This window comes from Micromonospora sp. DSM 45708 (assembly GCF_039566955.1).
Classification (GTDB): Bacteria; Actinomycetota; Actinomycetes; order Mycobacteriales; family Micromonosporaceae; genus Micromonospora.
Genome location: NZ_CP154796.1, coordinates 387,037 through 403,046, shown reverse-complemented (window position 1 = coordinate 403,046; position 16,010 = coordinate 387,037). Strand labels below are relative to the sequence as shown.

15 protein-coding genes and 1 pseudogene are annotated in these 16,010 nt (G+C 73.7%); 5 read left to right on the top strand and 11 right to left on the bottom strand.

Annotated elements, in window-relative coordinates; genetic code table 11:
* Nucleotides 1-93: 93 nt before the first annotated feature.
* From VKK44_RS02040 to VKK44_RS02025, 4 genes are all read left to right on the top strand, one after another.
* Entirely contained in the window at nt 94-912 is an 819-nt protein-coding gene (locus VKK44_RS02040) for an ATP-binding cassette domain-containing protein (RefSeq protein ID WP_343445147.1), read from the top strand.
* Complete coding sequence (locus VKK44_RS02035) at nt 909-2,168, top strand: sugar ABC transporter permease (RefSeq protein WP_343445146.1); 1,260 nt, start codon at nt 909-911, stop codon at nt 2,166-2,168. Before VKK44_RS02040 ends, VKK44_RS02035 begins: the two co-directional genes overlap by 4 nt.
* 34 nt (nt 2,169-2,202) lie before the next feature.
* The gene (locus VKK44_RS02030) at nt 2,203-3,378 is read left to right on the top strand and encodes an ROK family protein (protein ID WP_343447626.1); all 1,176 of its coding nucleotides are present in this window, start codon (nt 2,203-2,205) and stop codon (nt 3,376-3,378) included.
* A gap of 101 nt (nt 3,379-3,479) precedes the next feature.
* Nucleotides 3,480-4,217: a DUF4142 domain-containing protein gene (locus VKK44_RS02025; protein ID WP_343445145.1), complete on the top strand. Its 738-nt coding sequence runs from the start codon at nt 3,480-3,482 to the stop codon at nt 4,215-4,217.
* Nucleotides 4,218-4,278: 61 nt separating this feature from the next.
* Here the strand turns inward: VKK44_RS02025 and VKK44_RS02020 are convergent, their stop codons facing one another.
* The 7 genes and pseudogenes from VKK44_RS02020 to VKK44_RS01990 all read right to left on the bottom strand — a co-directional run bounded on the left by VKK44_RS02020 (nt 4,279) and on the right by VKK44_RS01990 (nt 11,648).
* The gene (locus tag VKK44_RS02020) at nt 4,279-6,027 is read right to left on the bottom strand and encodes an ABC transporter ATP-binding protein (RefSeq protein ID WP_343445144.1); all 1,749 of its coding nucleotides are present in this window, start codon (nt 6,025-6,027) and stop codon (nt 4,279-4,281) included.
* A complete protein-coding gene (locus VKK44_RS02015; protein WP_343445143.1) occupies nt 6,024-7,730 on the bottom strand; it encodes an ABC transporter ATP-binding protein in 1,707 nt (568 codons plus the stop codon). Before VKK44_RS02015 ends, VKK44_RS02020 begins: the two co-directional genes overlap by 4 nt.
* Nucleotides 7,731-7,791: 61 nt before the next feature.
* Nucleotides 7,792-8,046: a hypothetical protein gene (locus VKK44_RS02010; protein ID WP_343445142.1), complete on the bottom strand. Its 255-nt coding sequence runs from the start codon at nt 8,044-8,046 to the stop codon at nt 7,792-7,794.
* Nucleotides 8,047-9,110: pseudogene (gene tsaD / locus VKK44_RS02005) on the bottom strand (tRNA (adenosine(37)-N6)-threonylcarbamoyltransferase complex transferase subunit TsaD); the annotation flags it as partial.
* A 5-nt stretch (nt 9,111-9,115) separates the two neighbouring features.
* On the bottom strand, nt 9,116-9,559 hold the full coding sequence (rimI, locus tag VKK44_RS02000) for a ribosomal protein S18-alanine N-acetyltransferase (protein WP_343445140.1): 444 nt from the start codon (nt 9,557-9,559) through the stop codon (nt 9,116-9,118).
* Nucleotides 9,556-10,248 carry a tRNA (adenosine(37)-N6)-threonylcarbamoyltransferase complex dimerization subunit type 1 TsaB gene (tsaB, locus tag VKK44_RS01995; RefSeq protein ID WP_343445139.1) on the bottom strand — a complete coding sequence of 231 codons (693 nt, stop codon included), beginning with the start codon at nt 10,246-10,248 and terminating at the stop codon, nt 9,556-9,558. Before tsaB ends, rimI begins: the two co-directional genes overlap by 4 nt.
* A gap of 137 nt (nt 10,249-10,385) precedes the next feature.
* A complete protein-coding gene (locus VKK44_RS01990; RefSeq protein WP_343442779.1) occupies nt 10,386-11,648 on the bottom strand; it encodes an ISL3 family transposase in 1,263 nt (420 codons plus the stop codon).
* A 165-nt stretch (nt 11,649-11,813) separates the two neighbouring features.
* On the opposite strand from VKK44_RS01990, the gene VKK44_RS01985 reads away from it, so the two are divergent.
* Nucleotides 11,814-12,542, top strand: a complete 729-nt coding sequence (locus VKK44_RS01985) for a helix-turn-helix domain-containing protein (RefSeq protein ID WP_343445138.1) — start codon at nt 11,814-11,816, stop codon at nt 12,540-12,542.
* On the opposite strand, the gene ung is transcribed toward VKK44_RS01985, so the two are convergent.
* Genes ung through alr form a run of 4 tightly spaced genes read right to left on the bottom strand, consistent with a single transcriptional unit; the run spans nt 12,531 to nt 15,971 of the window.
* Nucleotides 12,531-13,232, bottom strand: a complete 702-nt coding sequence (ung, locus tag VKK44_RS01980) for a uracil-DNA glycosylase (RefSeq protein ID WP_343445137.1) — start codon at nt 13,230-13,232, stop codon at nt 12,531-12,533. The genes VKK44_RS01985 and ung overlap by 12 nt on opposite strands.
* Nucleotides 13,233-13,285: 53 nt before the next feature.
* On the bottom strand, nt 13,286-13,768 hold the full coding sequence (gene tsaE, locus VKK44_RS01975; protein WP_343445136.1) for a tRNA (adenosine(37)-N6)-threonylcarbamoyltransferase complex ATPase subunit type 1 TsaE: 483 nt from the start codon (nt 13,766-13,768) through the stop codon (nt 13,286-13,288).
* A complete protein-coding gene (locus VKK44_RS01970) occupies nt 13,765-14,856 on the bottom strand; it encodes an alpha/beta fold hydrolase (protein WP_343445134.1) in 1,092 nt (363 codons plus the stop codon). The genes tsaE and VKK44_RS01970 overlap by 4 nt, the downstream gene beginning before the upstream one ends.
* Complete coding sequence (gene alr, locus VKK44_RS01965) at nt 14,853-15,971, bottom strand: alanine racemase (RefSeq protein ID WP_343445133.1); 1,119 nt, start codon at nt 15,969-15,971, stop codon at nt 14,853-14,855. Before alr ends, VKK44_RS01970 begins: the two co-directional genes overlap by 4 nt.
* Nucleotides 15,972-16,010: the final 39 nt, after the last annotated feature.

Here is a 16,010-nt window from a genome sequence, read left to right as displayed (position 1 = left end):
CAGGCGGCGCCGCCCGGCACGGGACCACCCCGTGCCGGGCGGCGCCCACGCCGGACGGGATCCGAGACCTCCCTCCGCCCAAAGGAGACCCCCGTGTCCGCAACCCCCCTGCTGGAGCTACGCGGGATCGACAAGAGCTTCGGTCCCGTCCAGGTGCTCCGTGACGTCGCCTTCGCCGCGCACCCCGGCGAGGTGACCGCGCTGGTCGGCGACAACGGCGCCGGCAAGTCGACCCTGGTCAAGTGCATCAGCGGCATCTACCCCACCGAGGCCGGCGAGTTCCTCTACGACGGCAAGCCGGTGAGCATCAACAGCCCCCGGGACGCCGCCGCGCTCGGGATCGAGGTCGTCTACCAGGACCTGGCGCTCTGCGACAACCTCGACATCGTGCAGAACATGTTCCTCGGCCGGGAGAAGCGCAGCGGCATCGTGCTCGACGAGCCGACCATGGAGCAGATGGCCGCCGAGACGCTGGCCGGCCTCAGCGTGCGCACCGTCAAGTCGCTGCGCCAGCACGTCTCCAGCCTCTCCGGCGGCCAGCGGCAGACCGTGGCCATCGCCAAGGCGGTGCTCTGGAACAGCCGGCTGGTCATCCTGGACGAGCCCACCGCCGCGCTCGGCGTCGCGCAGACCGCTCAGGTGCTGGAGCTGGTCCGCCGGCTGGCCGACAAGGGCCTGGCCGTGGTGCTCATCTCGCACAACATGAACGACGTCTTCGCCGTCTCCGACCGGATCGCCGCGCTCTACCTCGGTCAGATGGTCGCCCAGGTGAAGACCACCGACATCACCCACTCGCAGGTGGTCGAGCTGATCACCGCCGGTCGCTCCGGCGACCTCGGCCTCGCCGGCGAGCCGGGCAGCCACGGTACCGGCGCCGCGCCCGCCGACATCACCCCAGGAGCCGTCCGATGACCGCCACCGCCGTGAAGAAGGAAGGCCCGGCCAGCGTCATCCCGACGCCGACCATGGGCAGCCACGTGAACAACTACTGGCGCCGGGTACGCGGCGGCGACATCGGCGCGCTGCCCGCCGTGATCATGTTGCTCGTACTGGCCGTGGGCTTCTCGATCGCCCGCCCCTCGTTCTTCACCGCCGGTAACCTGGCGAACCTGTTCACCCAGGGCGCGGCGGTCACGCTGATCGCGATGGGCCTGGTCTTCGTCCTGCTGCTCGGCGAGATCGACCTCTCCGCCGGTTTCGCCAGCGGCGTCTGCGCCGCGATCCTGGCCAACACCGCCACCGTGGTCGGCTACCCCTGGTACGTCGCGGTGCTCGCCGCCGTCGTCACCGGCGTGGTCATCGGCATCGTGCTCGGCCTGCTGGTCGCGAAGGTCGGCATCCCGTCCTTCGTGGTGACGCTCGCCGGCTTCCTGGCCTTCCAGGGCGTCGTGCTGACGCTGATGGACGAGGGCGCGAACATCGCGGTCCGCGACGACGTGCTGGTCGCGATCGCGAACCGCAACCTCTCCCCCGCGCTGGGCTGGGCGCTTGCCGCGGCGGCCGTCGCCGGGTACGCGGCCGTGCAGTTGCTGCGGCACCGCAACCGGTCCGCCCGCGGCCTGCTCACCGACCCGATCGCGGTGGTGGCCGCGCGGATCGGCGGCCTCGCCGTGATCCTCGGCGTCGCGGTCTACGTGCTGAACCTGGAGCGCAGCCGCAACGTGCTGGTCAGCTCGCTCAAGGGCGTGCCGATCGTGGTGCCGATCATCGCGCTGCTGCTGATCGTCTGGACGTTCGTGCTCCAGCGCACCAGCTACGGCCGGCACATCTACGCGGTCGGCGGCAACGCCGAGGCCGCCCGCCGGGCCGGCATCAACGTGGACAGGATCCGCGTCTCGGTCTTCGTCATCTGCTCCGGGATGGCCGCGATCGGCGGCATCGTGGCCGCCAGCCGGGCCAACTCGGTCGACCCCAACACCGGTGGCAGTAACGTGCTGCTCTACGCCGTCGGCGCGGCGGTGATCGGCGGCACCAGCCTCTTCGGCGGCAAGGGCCGCGTCCTCGACGCCGTGCTCGGTGGCGCGGTGATCGCGGTGATCGACAACGGCATGGGACTGATGGGATACAGCTCCGGCGTCAAGTACGTGGTCACCGGCGTGGTGCTGCTCGCCGCCGCGACCATCGACGCGCTGTCCAGGCGGCGGGCCGCCGCCACCGGCACGCGCTGACCCCGGGGGGTACGGACACACCATGGCAGTGGCAATGCGCGCGGGTCCCAGCCAGGACGAGATCCGACGGCAGAACCTGGGCGCATTGCTCCGCTACGTGCACGTGCACGGCGCCACCACCCGCGCGGAGCTGACCACCGCGCTCGGGCTCAACCGCAGCACCATCGGCGCGCTGACCGCCGACCTGGCCGGCGCCGGTCTGGTCAGCGAGGGGACGCCGAAGGAGACCGGCCGGGCCGGACGACCGTCACTCGTCGTCCGGCCCGAGTCGGGACGGGTCTACGCGTACGCGTACAGCGTCGAGGTGGACCGGCTGCGGGCCGCGCGGGTCGGGCTCGGCGGTGAGGTGCTCGACCGCCGGGAACTGGACCGGCCGCGCAACCTCGTCGCCGGCGAGGCCGCCCCGCTGCTGGCCGGCGCCGTCAAGGAGATGCACCAGGCGGTACCGGCCGGCTCGTTCTGCGTCGGCGCCGGAGTGGCGGTCTGCGGCATGGTGCGCCGCGACGACGGGCTGGTGCGGCTCAGCCCCACCACCGGCTGGGTCGACGAGCCGATCGGCGCGGCGCTCGCCGCCGAGCTGGGCATCGACGTCCCCATCACGGTGGGCAACGTGGCCGACGTGGCCGCGTTCGCCGAACACGCCCGCGGCGCGGCCACCGGCTGCGACAACGTCATCTACCTGTACGGCGACGTCGGCGTGGGCGCCGGCATCATCGCCGGCGGCCGGCGGCTGACCGGACACGGCGGCTACGGCGGCGAGGTCGGCCACATGGTGGTGGTCCGCGACGGGGCGCGCTGCGACTGCGGCCGGCACGGCTGCTGGGAGACCGAGATCGGCGAGCACGGGCTGCTGCGGGCCGCCGGCCGGGCCGAGGCGCGCGGCCGGGACGCGCTGCTGAGCGTCTTCGACGCGGCCGACCGCGGGGACGCCCGCGCGCAGAGCGCGGTACGGCAGGCCGGCGACTGGCTCGGCTTCGGCGTGGCCAACCTGGTCAACATCTTCAACCCGGAGATGGTCATCTTCGGGGGCACCATGCGTGACCTCTACCTGGCCGCCGCCGCCCAGGTGCGCAGCCGGCTCAACCGCAACGGGCTGCCCGCCTGCCTGGAGCACGTGCGGCTGCGGACCCCGGAACTCGGCGGCGACGCGGCGCTGATCGGCGCCGCCGAGCTGGCCTTCGAACGCCTCCTGGCCGACCCGCTGAACTGATCGGCCCGGTGATCCGTACCAACGTGCGGGCGGGTGGCCGGTGGGCGCGCGGCCGTCCCGCGACCCCGCGTACCGGTCCGGACCGAGGAGGCACCGCAACCATGGCATCGCTGGAATCCGCACGTCGCCGACTGGCGCACCGGGTGACCCTGCTGCTCGTCGCGATCGGCGCGGGGATCGGCGTTCTTCCCGGCGCGGCGCAGGCCGCACCCAATCCCGGGGTGCAGATGAACGCCGCGGACATGACGCTGCTCAACGGCGTACGACTGGCCGGGCTGTGGGAGATGCCGGCCGGCACGATGGCCGCCGAGAAGGGCCAGTCCCCCCGGGTACGGGAGGTCGGCGCGGAGATCGCCCGCCAGCACGGTGTCCTGGACCAACTGGTGGTCGAGGCGGCGAACAAGCTGGGGGCGGTGCTGCCGACGGACCCGACGACCCAGCAGAAGGGCTGGCTGACCGAGATGCAGAACGCCAGCGGCGCGCAGTTCGACCAGATCTTCGTCACCCGGCTCCGGGTCGCCCACGGCAACATCTTCCCGGTGATCGGGGCGGTGCGGGCGAGCACCAAGGACCCGGTCGTGCGCAAGCTCGCCGAGGACGCCAACAAGTTCGTCAACGACCACATGACCATGTTGGAGAGCACCGGACTGGTCCGCTGGCAGCAGTTGCCGCCGCCCGCGCTGCCGGCCGCGCAGAGCGACTCGCTGGTCGCCGCCGCCCAGGCCAACGCGTCCAGCGGCGGCGGGCTCCAGGTGGGCACCGGGATCGTGTGGGCGGTCTTCCTGCTCGCGCTGGGCACCGGCGGGTACACCACCTGGCGGCTGATGCGCCGCGCCTGACGGGCGTCAAGCGGGCCCCTTCCTATACGCCAGGCGTTAGGAAGGGGCCCGTCCTTTCACCTCAGCCGTGCCAGGAGCGCCAGAGCGCGGCGTACGAGCCGCCGGCGGCGACCAGCTCGTCGTGCGACCCCAGCTCGGTGATCCGACCGTCGGACACCACCGCCACCCGGTCCGCGTCGTGCGCGGAGAACAGCCGGTGCGCGATGGCGATCACGGTCCGCCCGTGCAGCACCGCGGCCAGCGACCGCTCCAGCGCCCGGGCGGCCCGGGGGTCGATCAGCGAGGTGGCCTCGTCCAGCACCAGCGTGTGCGGGTCGGCGAGCACCAGCCGGGCCAGCGCGAGCTGCTGCGACTGCGCCGGGGTGAGCGGATGCCCGCCGGCCCCGACGGTCGTCTCCAGGCCCTCCGGCAGCGCCTCCGCCCAGTCCAGCGCGTCGACCGCGGCCAGCGCGGCGCGCACCGCCGCCCGGTCGGCGGCCGGCCGGACCATCGCCACGTTGTCGGCGAGCGTGCCGATGAACACGTGGTGCTCCTGGCTGACCAGCGCGACGTGGGTACGCAGCTCGTCCAGGGGCAGCTCGGCGAGGGGTCGACCGTCGACGGTCACCGCACCGGCGGACGGCGTGTGCACACCGGCCAGCAGCCGGCCCAGGGTGGACTTGCCCGCCCCGGACGGGCCCACCATCGCCAGCCGTTCCCCGGGCCGGGGCACCAACGTCACGCCGTGCAACACGTCGTGGCCGGCGCGGTACGCGTACCGGACGTCGTGCGCGGCGAGCCGGCTGTCGGTGGTCGGCCGGCGCGGCGCGGCGGGCGCCGGGGGCCGCTCGTCCGGCGCGCTGGCCACGCCGAGCAGCCGGGCCAGCGAGGCGCCACCCACCTGGAACTCGTCCAGCCAGCCGAGCAGCCGCTCGATCGGGTCGGTGAGCTGCTGGGCGTAGAGCGTGGCGGCGGTGACCTGGCCCAGGGTGGCCCAGCCCTTCAGGTGGAACCAACCGCCGATCAGCAACGTGGCCACCATCGGCACCAGGTAGCCGAACTCGGCCACCGGCCAGAACACGGTCCGCAGGTACAGCGTGTAGCGCTCGGCCGCGTACGAGCGACGGATGTCGGCGTCGCCACGGGCCCGGCGGCGGGCCGCCTGACGCAGCGCCTCGGTGGTCCGCGCCCCCTCGACCGTCTCGCTGATCCCGTCGGTGATGTCCGAGTAGGCGGCGTTCTCCCGCAGGTAGCCGGCCGGCGCGCGGCGCAGGTACCACCGGGTGCCGGCCCAGATCACCGGCACCGCGAGCAGGCTGGGCAGCGCCAGCAGCGGCCCGGTCAGCACCAGCGCGCCGAGGATCAGCAGCACGGTGACGGCCGCGATCAACGTCTCCGGCCCGGCGAAACGGACCGTCCTCGACAGCGCGGACACGTCCCGGGTGGTGCGGGTGAGCAGATCACCGGTGCCGGCCCGCTCCACGGTGGACAGCGGCAGCGCCAGCACCCGGTCGACGAACTCCTCACGCAGCTCGGCGAGGACCCGCTCACCGAGCCGGGCCGAGGCCAGGTGCGCGAAACGGACCAGCACCGCCTGCGCCACCACGAACGCGGCGATGGCCGCCACCACCCGGTCCACGGTGGTGGCCGCCACGCCTTGCGAGATCCCCTCGACCAGGTCGCCGAGCAGGCGCGGGGTGACCAGCCCGGCCGCCGCGGCGAGCGCGTGCAGGCCGAGCGCGGCGGTCAGGCCACGCGGGTGCCGGCGGACCAGCTCCCGCACGTACCGGCGGACCCGCGCGGCGTCGGCGACGGGCAGCGCGTTGCTCATCGGTCCTCCTCCCGGCTCACCGTGGCCGCGTACCGGGGCTCGGCCGCGAGCAGTTCCTCGTGCCGCCCCTCGGCGACGACCTTGCCGTCCTCCACGAAGACCACGTGCGCGGCGCGCCCGAGCACCAGCGGGCTGGTGGTGCAGACCAGCGTGGTGCGGCCGGACCGGGCCGCGGCCAGCCGGTCGGCGACGCGCGCCTCGGTGTGCGCGTCCACCGCGCTGGTGGGCTCGACCAGGATCAGCGTCTCCGGGTCGGCGACCAGCGCGCGGGCCAGCCGCAGGCGCTGCCGCTGCCCGCCGGAGAACTCCCGGCCCCGCTCGGCGACCGGGCCGTCCAGGCCGCCGGGCAGCGCCTCGACGATGTCCGTCGCGCTGGCCGCGGCCAACGCCGCCTCGACCGCGGCGCGGTCCGCCCGGTCGTGCGGGTCCAGCTCCGTGCGGAGCACGCCGCTGAACAGCTGCGCGTCGTTGTCGGCCACCAGGATCCGCTCCCGCACCGTCGCCAGCGCCACGTCCCGCAGCGGTACGCCGTGCAGCGTCACGTCCCCGTCGGCGTACCGGCCGAGGCGGTCGGCGATCTCGGCCGCGTCCTGCGGTTCGGTGGCGGCCAGCGCGGTGAGCCGGCCCGGCCGCAGCACCAGCCCGGAGCGCGCGTCCACCAGCTCCCCCGGCCCGGTCGGCACCGGCACCGGGCGGGCCGGGTCGGTGAACTCCGGCGCGAGCCGCAGCAGCCGGACCACCCGGCGGGCCGCGACGTGCCCCCGGGTCAGCTTGTCGGCCGCCTCGGTGAGGTTGCGCAGCGGGCTGACCAGGAACGCGGTGTAGCCGTAGAAGGACACCAGCTCGCCGGCGCTGATCTCGCCGCGCAGTGCGAACCGGGCGCCGAGCCACGTCACCAGCACCACGAACACGCCGGGCAGCAGGATCTGGGCGGCCTGGAGCAGTGACTCCACCCGGGCCACCCGCAGCCCGTCGGCGCGCAGCGCCTGCGACCGTTCCCGGTAGCGGGCGGCCAGCACCGGCTCCCCGCCCACCCCACGCAGCACCCGCAGGCCGGAGACGATGTCCGCGGCGCGCGCGGTGAGCCGGCCGGTCGACTCCCGGTACGCCGCCTGCTGCCGGTGCAGCGGCCGGATCAGCAGCGCGACCAGCGCCATCAGCAGCGGCACCCCGAGCACCACCACCAGCCCGAGCGGCAGTGACGCGGTGAGCAGGATGGTGGCGACGGTGACGATGCCGACCACCGCCCCGGCACCCCGGGCGGTGATGTCGACCGCGCTGCCGATGTGCTCGATGTCGGAGGTGCCGATGCTCACCACCTCGCCGGCGGCGACCCGGCGCGGCAGCGCGGCGCCGAGCCGGTTGGTGGCGTCCACGGTGACCTGCACGGTGCGGTACGCGGCACCGAGCCAGTTGTGCACCGCGCAGCGGTGCCGCAGGATGCCGGCGCCGGCCTGCACCAGGCCCAGCCCGAGCAGGGCCAGGCTCCAGCGCACCAACGCGTCCGGGTCGCGCTGGGCGAGCCCGGCCTCCACGGCCCGGCCGATCGCGGCCGGCACCAGCGCCTGGGCCAGCATCCAGGTCACGCCGAGCGTGAGGCCGCCGCCGAAGTACACGGGATGTCGCCCGGCGAGCCACACCAGGTAACGGGTGGCGGACCGCGCGTCGGGGGTGCCGGGATCGCCGGCCGGTGAGAAGCGCATGACCCACCGACGCTAGGTGCCGGGACGGGCCGCACGCCAATCATTTCCGGCTGGTCGCGGCCTAGCGGTCGACCTCGGTGAAGTCCCAGCTGTGCGGCGGGCGGGCGACCAGGCGCACGGGCGGCTCGGGCAGCTCCCGCGGGTTGCTGCGCCACTTCGAGATGACCACGAGCCGGTGGTCGGTGGAGGAGAACACCTCGCTGCCGACGTGCATCGGGTCGTGCTCGAACTCGGGCAGCGCGGTGTCGCACACCCAGGTGATCAGGTCGGCGAAGCCGTACGGCTCGGCCTTCGCCTCCCACATCCGGACGATCATGTCGGTCTCCTCCCCGGTCAGACGCTGACCACGGTCAGCGGCATGGCCGAGTCGGCCGGCAGGTCCAGCCGGCTCGGAGCGACGCCCGCGGCGACCAGGTGCGAGCCGAGCGCCGCCACCATCGCGCCGTTGTCCGTGCAGAGCTTCGGCCGGGGCGTACGCACCCGGACGCCGTGCTTCGCGGCCCGCTGCTCGGCCATCGCCCGCAGCCGGGAGTTGGCCGCCACCCCGCCGCCGATCACCAGCGTGTCGATCCCGCTGCTGCGGCAGGCGTCCAGCGCCTTGCCGACCAGCACGTCACAGACCGCCTCCTGGAAGGACGCCGCCACGTCGGCCACCGGCACCGGCTCGCCGGCCCGCTGCCGTGCCTCCACCCAGCGGGCCACCGCCGTCTTCAGGCCGGAGAAGGAGAAGTCGAACCGGTGCCCGGCCAGGTCCTTGGCGGCGGTCAGCCCACGCGGGAAGACGATCGACGCCGGGTCGCCGGCCCGCGCCTCGCGGTCGATGTACGGGCCACCGGGGAACGGCAGCCCGAGCAGCCGGGCCACCTTGTCGAACGCCTCCCCGGCCGCGTCGTCGATGGTGGCGCCGAGCGGCACCACGCCCCGGGCCAGGTCGTCGACGCGCAGCAGCGAGGAGTGCCCGCCGGAGACCAGCAACGCGATCGCCGGCTCGGGCAGCGGGCCGTGCTCCAGCGTGTCCACGGCCACGTGCGCGGCGAGGTGGTTCACGCCGTACACCGGCTTCTCCGCGGCCACCGCGTACCCCTTGGCGGCGGCGACGCCGACGAGCAGCGCGCCGGCCAGCCCCGGCCCGGAGGTGACCGCGATGGCGTCGATGTCGGCGATGGTGACGCCGGCTTCCCTCAGCGCCCGGTCCATGGTGGGCACGATGGCCTCCAGGTGGGCCCGGCTGGCCACCTCGGGCACCACGCCGCCGAAGCGGGCGTGCTCCTCGACGCTGGAGGCCAGCGCGTCGGCGAGCAGCGTGTGCCCGCGCACGATGCCCACGCCGGTCTCGTCGCAGGAGGTCTCGATGCCGAGCACCAGGGGTTCGTCAGCCATCCGCGTCAGTCCTCGGTGCGCTGCATGACCAGCGCGTCGGTGTTGCTCGGTTGGTAGTAGCCGCGCCGCACGCCGATCGGCTCGAAGCCGTACGTCGCGTAGAGCCGCTGCGCCGGGGCGTTGTCGGCGGCGACCTCCAGCAGCGTGCTGCGCACGCCGCGCCGGGCCCCCTCGGCGAGCAGCGCCTCCAGCAGCAGCCGGCCGACGCCCCGGCGTTGGGCGTCCCGGCGGACCGCGATGTTCTGCACCCACGCCTCGTCGGGCGGGGCCACGGCCAACCCGGCGTAGCCGGTCACCGTACCGTCGTCGTCGGTGGCGACCAGGTAGAAGTGCCCGTTGGCGAGTTCGTTCCAGAACATGCCCGGGGACCACTGCTCGGCACCGAACAGGTCCGCCTCGATGGGCAGCACCTCGTCGACGTGCCACCAGCGGAACCGGCCGAGCCTCATCGCAGGACCGGCTTGTGGCCGGTGGCCGCCACCGCGTCCGGGCGGCGCAGGTAGAGCGGGGTGAGCGCCTCACCCGGGGCGCCCGCGCGGATCCGCTCGGCGGCGAGACGGGCCAGCGCCAGCGGGTCCGGGTAGCGCGGCTCGGCCCGCACCGGCAGGCCGAGCACGTCCGCGTACCGCTGCGCGCCGTCGCCGACCGCGACGGTGACCGCCAGGTCCCGCGCCCGCCCGGCGACGACCACCGGGGCGGCCACGTCCGGGCCGGCGACGCGCCGCCCGGCGCCGTCGTAGACGGCCCAGTAGACCTCCCGCCGCCGCGCGTCGGTCGCCGCCAGCACCAGCTCCCCGGCGGCCGGCTCACTCGCGCCGGTCGGGTGGCCGAGGCCGTCGAGCGAGCAGACGCCGTACGTGGGGACGCCGAGCACCTGACCCATGGTGGCGGCGGTGACCAGCCCCACCCGCAGCCCGGTGAACGGGCCGGGGCCGAGCCCGGCGACGATCCCGGCCAGGTCGGCCGGGCGCGCGCCCACGTCGGCGAGCACCGCGTCGACCTGCGGCGCGAGCAGCTCGCCGTGGGCCCGGGCGTCGACCGTGCACCGGGACGCGCGCAGCACGACGCCGTCCGCCGAGACCTCGGCCAGCGCCGCGGTCACCGCAGGCGTCGAGGAGTCCACCAGGAGTACGAGCACGGTAAGCCAGCCTAGCCGTCCCCCGACCTGGCCCTCCCACCCCATGCCGTCACGGAGGGTAGCGCCCGGAGGGAACACCTACGGTGAAGCGGTATACCTCAGAGTCATAAATATGGATTTTGTGCTGGATGTGTGGGTCATCGGTTGGGGAGTTGGGGGCGGTGGCCGCCGAGGCTGAGTAGGGCTAGGGCGATGAGGGCGTGGGGTGAGTGGAAGCCGAAGGCCATCCGGGTGATGAGGCGGATCTTGGCATTGACGGATTCGATGCGGCCGTTGGACAGGCCGTGTTCGAGCGAGGCGATGATGGCGTCGCGGTGGCGGACCACGCGGCGTTGCAGGTCGACGAAGATGTCGATGCGGCTGCGGCGGGCCCAGCCGATCCATTGGTCGAGGGCTTGGACCGCTGTGGTGGGGCTGGTTTTGGCCAGGGTGAACACGTAGCGCAGGCCTTCTTTGAGGGCCCAGGCTCGGTGTAGGCGGGGGTGGTTCTTGGCGATCCAGTCGAGGGTGGCCCGTTGTGCGCCGGTGAGGTTGTCCGGGTTCTTCCACAACGCCCAGCGGGTGTTCTTCACCAGCCGCGCTTCGCCGACGGCGACACCGCGACGGCCTGTTCCCCGACCGGCGGCGGCGTTCCATACCTGCCGGCGGACTCGGTCCACGGCGTCGCTGGCCCAGGCCACGACGTGGAACGGGTCGGCGCAGCGCACCGCGTTCGGGCAACGACGGCGCACCACGGTGGTGATCCAGTCCGCGCCGTCAGCCGACACGTGGGTGATCGCGGCTGCCCGCTCGGGTCCGAGCAGGTCGAAGAACTCGTGCAACGTAGCCGCGCTCTTGCCCGCAGCGGCCCACACCAGCCGGCCGGTGTCGTGATCCACCACCACGCTCAGATACCGGTGGCCTTTCTTGTAGCTGACCTCGTCGATACCGATACGACGTAACCCGTCGAGGCGATCCACCGCTGCGCCGCTATCAGCCCACACCCGCGCGATGATCGCACCCACCGTGCGCCAACTGATCCGCATCAACCGCGACACCACCGACTTCGCCGCGTGCACCGCCAACCACGCCACCGCCTGATCGAACGCCCGGGTATGCCCCGCCCCATGCCTGGCCCACGGCACCGCCGCGACCACCACCCCATGCACCCGACACGACACCCGCGGCGCATCGGCCTCGATCACCGCCCGCACCACCCCCAGATCCAACGCCCGCCACCGCCGACGCACCCCCGCGTCATAACCAGGACACCGCCGCCGGCAAAACGGACACCGCCGCCGAGCACCCCGAGCCACCCGCACCCGAGCCACCACCACCTGCTCGACCGCATCGAACTCGACACCCTCCACCACCGCCTGCTCGACCCCGAACAACCGAGCCCATACCCTTACCGAACGCACGCCGTTGCCCCGCCCACTCAGTTCTGACCTTCGACAAGCCAGAACCTAGGCAGGACAACGGCGTGCGCCATCAACGACGCGCCCAACCACCCACAAACACGTCACAAGACCCATAAATATGACCCAGCGGTATATCGCTCGACGGTGACATGCCACCCTGCCGGGATGACGGAGAGTCGCCTGGCCCACCAGCTCGCCCGCACGCTGCGGCACGAACGGGACCGGACCGGGCTCACCCAGCAGGCCCTGGCCACCCGCGCCGGGCTGAGCCAGGCCGCCATCGCCCGGATCGAACGCGGTGACCGGCTGCCCAGCCTGACCACCGTGGAGCGTCTCCTCGCCGCGCTCGGACGGCAGCTACACATCGAGGCGGAGCCGCTCGACAGCCACCTGGACGCGGCGCTCGACGAGCTGGCCGGCACCGATCCGGTCGCGCGGCTCGAGCGCCTCGGGCTGGACCGCCTGGTCGACGCGCTCGGTGACCTGCCCTACGTGCTGGCCGGCAGCACGGCGGCGATGTTGCAGGGCGTGCCGATACCGGTGGAGGCGGTCGAGATCGCCGTGCGGTGGCGGGACGCTCCCTCGTTTACCGCGTTCCTGGAGCGGGCGCTCGCGCAGCGGTGGAACGCCCGCTGGGAGGAGTGGGGCGGAGTGCGCCACGAGCCCGAGGAGCCGGGCGAGCACCGCTGGCGGACCCGCCACGGCGAGCTGCGGGCCCGGATGGTCGAGGAGCTGCCCCAGCCGATCGAGGTGCGGCTGGGCGGGCGCACCTACCCGGTCGAGCCGCTGGTCCAGGTGGAGGTGGCCGACCGACGCGCGGCCGAGCTGCTGCGCCGGCACCGGCAACGCCTCGCGGCCGGCGCCGGCGACCAGCCCGACGGGTCAGCCGGCTGAGCGTTCCCAGTCGACGGTGGGCAGGCCGGCGTCGGCCAGCGCCTTGTTGGCCGCGCTGAACGGGCGGCTGCCCAGGAAGCCGCGCGGGTTCATCGGGCTCGGGTGCCCGGCCTCCAGCACCACGTGCCGCGGATTCGTGACAAGCGCCGCCTTCTTGCGCGCGTAGCCGCCCCACAGCAGGAAGACCACCCGCTGGTCGAGCGCGTCGAGCGCCCGGATGGTGGCGTCGGTGAACTCCTCCCAGCCCCGGTTGGCGTGCGAGCCGGGGGTGGCCTGGCGGACCGTGAGCACCGAGTTGAGCAGCAGCACGCCCTGGGCGGCCCAGCCGTCGAGGTTGCCGCTGCGCGGCTTCGGCACGCCCAGGTCCTCGCCCAGCTCCTTGAAGACGTTGCGCAGCGACGGCGGGACCGCCACACCCTCGCGCACGCTGAAGCTCAACCCGTGCGCCTGCCCCGCCTTGTGGTAGGGGTCCTGCCCGAGAATGAGCACCCGGGTCTCCGCCGGCCCGCACAGCCGGTAGGCGGAGAACAGGTCCGCCAGCGGGGGGAAGACCGTGGCTGTCGCGTACTCCCGGGCGACGAAGTCGGCCAACGCCGCGGTGCGGGCCGGATCGAGGTGCGGGGTGAGGGCCTCCCGCCACGGCTCGGGCAGGAGCGCCAACAGGTCGAGGGCGGGAACGTCGTCGGGCATCGGCAACCTTTCGCAGTCGTCCCCGGGACTCTAGGCAGCGGGTACGACAGCGCTCAGTCGAGGGTCGCCAGCCGGGCCGCCCAGTCGCCGCCCACCGGCTCCAGCGTGACCACCCGCGTGTCGTCGTCCCGCCGGTCGATGCGGACCCGCAGGTGCGCGTCGACCAACTGCTCGACCATCCCCTCGCCCCACTCCACCACGGTCACCGCCTCGTCCACCGAGGCGTCCAGGTCGAGGTCGTCGATCTCGGCACGCGGATCGGCGGACTCCCCCAACCGGTACGCGTCGGCGTGCACCAGCGTCACCCGGCCGCCGCGCGCCGGGTCCGGCCGGTGCACCCGGGCGATGACGAAGGTGGGCGACGTGATGTCGCCGCGCACCCCGAGGCCGGCGCCGACGCCCTGGGTCAGCGCGGTCTTGCCGGCCCCCAGCGGACCGCTGAGCAGCAGCAGGTCACCGGCGCGCAGCACGCCGGCCAGCCGCCGCCCGAACCCGTGGGTGTCCTCGACGGTCCGCAGCTCCACCACCACGGTCACCCGGTCACCGACTCCAGGAACCGCTGCACCGCCGCGTTGACCTCGTCGGCGTGCTCCAGCATCACCACGTGCCCGCTGTCGTGGATCTTCACGAACTCGGCGTCCGGCAGTCGCCGGATGATCTCCTCCGAGTGCGTCACCGGCGTGATCATGTCCTTGTCCCCCACGATCACCAGCACCGGCGTGCCGGCCAGCGCGGCCAGCGCCGGGAACCGCGAGTGCGTGGCCAGCGTCCGCAGGTAGCGGGTGACCGTGTCGGCCGAGGTGCGCGAGTTCATCGTCTCCACGTACGACACCAGGGCCGGGCTGGGCTTCGAGGTGCCGAAGCCGTACTTACGGGTGAGCAGCCAGGCCACGTTCGACGTCGACTTGCGCGCCTTGTCGATCACCGTGCCGCCGTACCGGGTGGCGTTGCTCATCATGTAGAGCACCGGCGCGCCGACCCGGCCGAGCAACGCGGGCGCCACCAGCTTCGTCTCGGCCGCCAGGCCGCCGGAGGTGGCCATCAGCACGGTGCCGACCACCCGGTCGCCGAACAGCTCCGGGTACAGCTCGGCCAGCGCCATGATCGTCATGCCGCCCATCGAGTGCCCGATCAGCACCAGCGGCCCCTCCGGGACCACCTCGTCGAGCACCCGGCGCAGCGTGCGGCCCAGCGCGGTCAGGTCGTACTCGCCGGTCTCCAGCCGCCCGGACCGGCCGTGCCCGGGCTGGTCGTACGCCACCACCCGGTAGTCGCCCCGCTCGGCGAGCAGCTTGCGCTGGAAGTGGAACGTCCCCATGTCCAGGCAGAAGCCGTGCACCAGCACCACGGTCGGGTGCCCGGCGACCGGACGGGTCGGCTCGACCACCTCCACGTGGATGTCGGTGCCGTCCGGCATCTCCAACCGGTACGCCTCGTCGTAGCGCTGCCGGCCGAAGACCTCGTGGGCGTACCGGTCGGCGGGATCGTTCTTGAGCCGGCGGACCAGCACCCGTTCGCTGACCACGCCTGCCGCGAGCCCGGCGGCGGCCACCCCGACGGCGGCGCCGACCAGCCCGGCGACCTTGCCCGCGGCACCTCGCGGACGCGGCACCCTGGGACTCACGGCTTCTCACCGTCGTAGACGCGGGGCACCCGCACGCCGCCGAACCGGGTGACGATCTCGTAGTTGATCGTGCCGACCGCCTCGGCCCAGTCGTCGGCGGTGGGCTCGCCGGCCGCGCCGCTGCCGAACAACGTCGCCACGTCGCCGGCAGCCACCTCGTCGTCACCGCAGTCGACCACGAACTGGTCCATGCACACCCGCCCGGAGATGGTCCGCCGCTCGCCGCCGAGCAGCACCGGACCGGTGTTCGAGGCGTGCCGGGGCACCCCGTCGGCGTAGCCGAGCGGCACCACGGCCAGGTTGCTCTCCCGCTCGGTGAGGTAGGTGTGGCCGTAGGAGACGCCGGTGCCGGCCGGCACCCGCTTGGTCAACATCACCCGGGCCCGGGCGGTCATCGCCGGGCGCAGGCCGAACCGCTCGCCCGCGATCGGCGACAGGCCGTAGACGGCGATGCCGGGACGGACCAGGTCGAAGTGGGTGTCCGGCCGGGTCAGCGTGGCCGCCGAGTTGGCCAGGTGCCGGTAACGGGGCCGCAGGCCGGCCCGCGCCACCATCTCCAGCCCCTCGCGGAAGACGGCGAGCTGGCGGTCCGTGGTGGGGTGGCCGGGCGAGTCCGCGTACACGAAGTGGCTCCACACGCCGACCACCTCGACCAGGCCGTCGGCCTGGGCCTTCGCGGCGGCCTCCAGCAACGCCGGCCAGTCGGCGACGGTGGCCCCGCCCCGGGACAGCCCGGTGTCGATCTTGAGGTGCAGCCGGGCCGGGCGGTCCGCCCGCCGGCTCGCCTCGATCATCTCGTCGAGCTGGCTCAGGCTGGCGCAGCCGAGGTCGACGCCGACCGTGATCCCGTCGTGCAGCGGCAGGCCCGGATCGAGCAGCCAGGCCAGCACCGGCGCGGTGATCCCCTCCTGGCGCAACCGGAGCGCCTCGTCCAGGGTGCAGACGCCGAGCTGGTCCGCCCCGGCGTCGAGCGCCGCGCGGGCCGCCGGCACCATGCCGTGCCCGTACCCGTCGGCCTTGACCACCGCCATCAGCTCGGCGCTGGTGCCGGCCTTGAGCCGGGCCACGTTCTCCCGGATCGCGTCGAGATCGACACGCACCTCCGACTGCCACATGCCCCCAGCCTACTTCCGCCGGTGATCATCCTGGCCGGG